Below are 5,349 nucleotides of genomic sequence, written 5' to 3'. Positions count from 1 at the left end.
AGCGAGGGAGCGAACCGGGCGATTTTGTGTATCCTGTTTCGATCACTCAGGACCCCGACGAAAACCTTTATGTTTGTGAGTACGGGCAGAACGACCGGGTCCAGAAGTTTCGTCCTGACGGAACGTTTCTCCTGCAGTTCGGAGGGCCGGGAACCGGGCTGGGGCAGTTTCAGCGACCGAGCGGAATTGTCTGGTATGATCACCACCTCTATATCGTTGACGCGTTCAATAATCGGATTCAGGTTTACACGGACGAAGGGAATCCGGTTGCAATTCTGGCAGATTCAGACAGAATAGCTGAAGTTCATTATCCCTATGACATCGCCGTGGACCAGAAGGGGGATCTGTTGGTCGTGGAATATGGAGCAGGGCGTGTTTCCAAGTTTAGCCGGTCCGGTCGTTTGTTAGGTCGTTACGGACGATCGGGCCCCGGTCAGCAGGAAGCACAGTTCTCAACCCCTTGGGGTATCAGCATCGACCGGCGGGGCAGAATCTACGTTTGCGATACCGGCAATCGACGGATCGTGGAGTTGGACCTTTGAGATGATGAATAAACTGCGCCGGATCTTCACCAGCTTCTTTCCAATGTCTCGGCGGGCGATCCGCTGGCGGGATGCCTGGCCCCTCATCGTCTTTCTGATCGTCTTCGGAGTTGCCTGTTTCGGACTGGAGTATGGGCACTACCTGATGTTCGCTCGCCCCATCATGCTGGGGCTGATTGTCTTTGCTCCGTGGATCTGGTGGATGCACGTGGCGGGATATGCCGGGCTTCCGCGCGGGCGTGCGACGGTTGCTCTGTTAACGCGGCTCACACTGCTCGGTTTATTGTCCATGGTGCTGGCAGAGCCACGGTCCGTTAAGACAATGGACGTCATGTCGATCGTCTTCGCCCTGGACGTGAGCGATTCCATCTACAGCCCCGACGACGCGCTGAACTACGTCGTTCAAACAGTGCAAAACCAGCGACCTAAAGGGAAGTCGGATCAAGCGGGCCTCATCATCTTTGGCAAGACGCCAGCGTGTGAGCTTTCGCCCAGCATGAGCTTCCCCTTCGAAGCGTTCAATTCGCAAGTCGATCGTGGTGCGACCAACATCGAGCAGACCTTGTCCTATGCCGGGGCGCTCCTGCCGGAAGACTATCAGGGCAAAGTGGTCCTGATCAGCGACGGAGTTCAGACGGAGGGGAACCTCTCCCGTATTCTGGACGATTTGAAAGGGCGTGGCGTCGTCGTTGATGTTCTTCCCATCGATTACTCCTACAGCAACGAGGTCTGGCTGGAACGACTGGACTTGCCTCAAGGGGTCAAGCTGGGCGAGACGTACGAAGCCGGGATGCTGGTCAAGTCGCTCAACGATGGCAAAGGGAAGCTGGTTCTGCGTGAAAACGGAAACGTCATTGCCGAACAGGAGGTCGAGTATAAGGAAGGGACTAACCGGTACACCGTTCCGATTACGCTCAGAACGGCAGGCTACTACGAATACACGGCCAGTATTGAAGTTCCCAAGGCGCAGGACAGTCTTCCTCAGAACAACACGGTCCTGAACTACGTCTTCGTCGAAGGGGAAGGAAAAGTTCTTCTGGTCACAGACGGATCGGGAGATCGCCGGGACTGGGAACTGCTGGAAAAGCGATCCGCGATGGTGAACGAGCGGTTGAGCGGATTGACGGTGTGGACATGCCCCGTGATGCAACGTCGCTGATGCCCTACGACTGCATCATCTTCGTTAATGTCCCGCACGACGAGTTCGACGTTCAGCAGCTTCAGGCAGTTCGCGACGCTGTCTACAACCTGGGTGCGGGCTTCGTCATGGTCGGGGGGGCAAACAGTTTCGGGCCGGGCGGTTACCATCGAACAGTGATTGAAGAAATCCTGCCCGTGACCATGGATGTCTCACAGAAGAAGGTGCTTCCCAAAGGGGCGCTTGCAATCATCTTGCATTCGTGTGAGTTCCCTGAAGGGAACACCTGGGGCAAGCGGATCACCAAACAGGCGATCAAAGTGCTGGGTGCCCAGGACGAAGTGGGGGTACTTGCGTATACGGAAACGGGCGAGAAGTGGTTGTTCGAACCGACCCCCGCGGCGAACTATGAACAGCTTGTGCCGATCATCAACGGCGCCACCATCGGCGATATGCCCAGTTTTCAGAACACCATGCAGATTGGCCTGAAGGGGCTGCTGAAGAGTGACGCGGCGACTCGTCACATGATCATTCTCTCCGACGGGGATCCGCAGCCGCCGACCCCCACGCTCATTAAGGAGTTCATCGACAACAAAATCAGTGTCTCGATGGTGGCGATCTTCCCTCACGGTGGTCTGGAAATTTCGAAGATGCAATCCGTCGCTGAAGTGACCGGAGGGAGATACTACTTTCCGGAAGATCCCAACCAGCTTCCCGCAATTTTCATCAAGGAATCGAAGACGCTCAAACGGAGCATGCTGCAAAACAAGGTTTTTACCCCGGAAGTCGCATTTCCGTCTCCGATTCTGAAAGGGATCGACGGGCTGCCGGAACTAAAAGGCTATGTGATTACGACGGCCAAAGGTGATCTCGCGATGACGATTCTCACAGCGCCGCCAGATGCCGAAGATGCGGACTCACAGGACCCTATTCTATCAGTCTGGCAGCACGGACTGGGGAAGACTGCCGCGTTCACATCCGATTTCAGTACCAACTGGGGCGAGCACTGGCAGAAATGGGATCATTTTCAGCCGTTCGTCAAACAACTGCTGACAGACGTGAGCCGTGTGAAAAAGGATGGTCACCTGCGGATGTCGACGCATACTTCTGGAGGCGATGCCGTCATCGTGGTGGAAGATTTCCATCCCGAAGAAGGCTTTCTGCAAGTCACCGCGAAGCTGGCTGGTCCGAATGAGAAGTCCGAGATTGTCACTCTCAAGCAGGTTGCCCCTCGCCGTTATCAGGCGACAGTCCCGCTCTGGGGGCATGGTCGTTACCACGCGATCGGGCAAGGGACGGCGGGTGAACGAAAGGACGTCGCATTTGGTGGATTCATCGTTCCCTATTCACCCGAATACCTCCGTTTCCGATCGAATCGTCAGACACTTCAGGAAGTGGCTGATCGAACGAATGGCCGAGTCTTGTCGGGTGATCCCGAAAAGGATGATATTTATCGTCATGGTCGTGCGGCGAAACGCAGTACCAAACCCATCTTTGACTGGTTTCTGATTGCACTGGCCATCCTGGTGCCACTTGACGTGGCGATGCGGCGGATCCAGCTGGATCTAGGGGCAATCAAAGCCGCTCTGGGATTCGGTCGCCGTACGGCATCAACAGCGACGATGGGTGCGTTGCTGCAGGCGAAGGAGTCGGCAACGGCGGCACTCAAGTCGCGCCGCGAAGCACGTCCACTCCCACCCCCCACTGCAGGCACAGTTCTCCCGCGTCCTTCGCAAAAGCCCGCCACTCCGCCAAATGCGGGCAGTCCGAAACCGCCGGATGCACCGGCCGAAACCTCCGACCGACCTGCGGTCTCAACAACCGAACGCCTGCTGGCGATGAAACGCAAACGCGACGAAGAAAAATAGTTCAAAACACATTTTTAATACCAGAAGGTTTCAAAGATGAGTGCTGCTGAAGTTAGTGATCTGGTTTCTCTGGAGGCGGAAGCCGCTCATTTCAAACGCCAGTTCTCGGACGCGCGAGAGGCGATTGGAAAAGTCATCGTTGGTCAGTCGCGAACGGTCGAAGCGGCCCTCACGGCAATCATGTGCGGCGGTAACGTCTTGCTGGAAGGTGTGCCGGGACTGGGTAAAACCGAACTCGTGAAAGCACTGTCGCGAGTATTGGATCTGGAGTTCCGTCGTATCCAGTTTACTCCCGACCTGATGCCCGCGGACATCGTCGGAACGAACGTCATGTCCAGTGACGAGAACGGCCAGTACCGCTTTGAATTCCGTAAGGGTCCGATCTTCACGCAACTGCTGCTGGCTGATGAAATCAACCGTGCGTCTCCCAAGACGCAGTCCGCCTTGCTCGAGACGATGCAGGAACATTCCGTCACGACGGCCGGGAACATCTATCAGTTGAAAGAACCCTTCTTTGTTCTGGCGACGCAGAATCCGATTGAGCAGGAAGGGACCTATCCACTTCCTGAAGCACAACTCGATCGATTCATGTTTAAGGTCGTGGTTCCTTTTCTGAACCGGGAGGAACTGAATGAGGTGGTAAGCCGCACGATCCTCAAAACGCCCGTCGAGATCTCCAAGTTGCTCGATTCGGATCGCATCATGGCCCTGCGCAAGATCCTCGATAAGGTCGTGGTGACGGATGCTCTGCGTGACTACGCAGTTCGGCTCGTGCTGGCCACCCATCCGATTACCGACTTTGCACCGCAGCGGGTAAGGCAGTTCATCAAGTGGGGAGCCAGTCCACGGGCGGCACAGGCACTGATTCGCGCGGCCCGCGTTCGGGCACTCGCGGAAGGACGTGTCCACGTCGCCTTCGAGGATATCCGCCACTTCGCGGCGGAAGTGCTGGGGCACCGGATGCTGCTCAACTACGATGGCCAGGCAGAAAATCTCGATGTGAACGAGGTCGTTCAGGAATGCATTAACTCACTCGCCGAGACCATGTGATAACTTCGACATTGCTTTAAAGAGCTCGTCCGGCAGGAATGCCGGGTAACGGTTCCGCAGAAGCCCTTCGTTCGGACTGACAGGAAATTCATGGAAGCCAGGAAGCAATTCACCGCGCTGCTCGACAACTCGACCTTGTCTCGGGTGGAGCGGATGCGTTTGTTGCCGATGCGACGTCGAACCAACCGCAGCCGCGGCGAACATCTGGCCGGCAAGGGGGGGACCAGCACCGAGTTCAACGACTACCGGGATTACTCCGCCGGCGACGACATGCGGTATGTCGACTGGAACATCTTCTCACGACTCAATCGGCCCTACGTCAAACTCTATCGTCACGAAGAAGAGATGCACGTCGTCGTGCTGGTCGACGCCTCAGCATCGATGCGATTCGGCGAGAAGTTCGAGAAGGCGAAACAGCTTGCCGCCTGCTTCGCCATCATGGGTCTCATGAATCTGGAAAAGGTCAGTGTCTTTGCCTGCCAGCACGCCGGTCAGACTCCGCAGATCCTGCCTCCCTGTTCGGGCAGGATGAGCATGAAACGGATCTTCTCGTTTCTTGAGGACCTGCCGCCCGGGGGCGATTTCCCGATCGATGAAGCGGTCGAAGCGGTTCTGAAGCAGCACCGGGGTCGTGGTGTATGTGTGATTCTGTCTGACTTCCTCACCTTCGGCGCGATGGAACGCCCCATGAACCAGCTCTTCAGTGCCGGGTTGGAAGTGTTTGGTATTCAGCTTTTGTGTTCACTGGAAT

At 56.3% G+C, this 5,349-nt stretch carries 4 protein-coding genes and 1 pseudogene; all 5 read left to right on the top strand.

From position 1 onward, the window contains the following. Positions 1-542 (top strand): annotated as a pseudogene (locus VGE80_RS08640) (hypothetical protein); the annotation flags it as partial. A 1-nt stretch (position 543) separates the two neighbouring features. Then, positions 544-1,701, top strand: coding sequence for a vWA domain-containing protein (locus VGE80_RS08635; RefSeq protein WP_440592369.1), 1,158 nt, complete (start codon positions 544-546; stop codon positions 1,699-1,701). After that, positions 1,677-3,548, top strand: coding sequence for a hypothetical protein (locus VGE80_RS08630; protein WP_440592368.1), 1,872 nt, complete (start codon positions 1,677-1,679; stop codon positions 3,546-3,548). The genes VGE80_RS08635 and VGE80_RS08630 overlap by 25 nt, the downstream gene beginning before the upstream one ends. Before the next feature lie 36 nt (positions 3,549-3,584). After that, positions 3,585-4,598 (top strand): AAA family ATPase, encoded by a 1,014-nt coding sequence (locus VGE80_RS08625; RefSeq protein ID WP_373649077.1) that lies wholly within the window; start codon positions 3,585-3,587, stop codon positions 4,596-4,598. A 90-nt stretch (positions 4,599-4,688) separates the two neighbouring features. Then, a partial coding sequence (locus VGE80_RS08620) for a DUF58 domain-containing protein (RefSeq protein WP_440592367.1) occupies positions 4,689-5,349 on the top strand: 661 nt, incomplete at its 3' end.

Origin of the sequence: Schlesneria sp. (genome assembly GCF_036405755.1) — a bacterium.
In the GTDB taxonomy this organism is placed as follows: Bacteria; Planctomycetota; Planctomycetia; order Planctomycetales; family Planctomycetaceae; genus Schlesneria; species Schlesneria sphaerica.
This window is presented reverse-complemented; position numbering and strand designations above follow the sequence as displayed.

Bases quoted from the DNA above. Each gene is read 5' to 3' on its own strand.
- VGE80_RS08625 (WP_373649077.1), top strand. From the start codon at position 3,585: ATGAGTGCTGCTGAAGTTAGTGATCTGGTTTCTCTGGAGGCGGAAGCC.
- VGE80_RS08630 (WP_440592368.1), top strand. From the start codon at position 1,677: ATGCCCCGTGATGCAACGTCGCTGATGCCCTACGACTGCATCATCTTC.
- VGE80_RS08635 (WP_440592369.1), top strand. From the start codon at position 544: ATGATGAATAAACTGCGCCGGATCTTCACCAGCTTCTTTCCAATGTCT.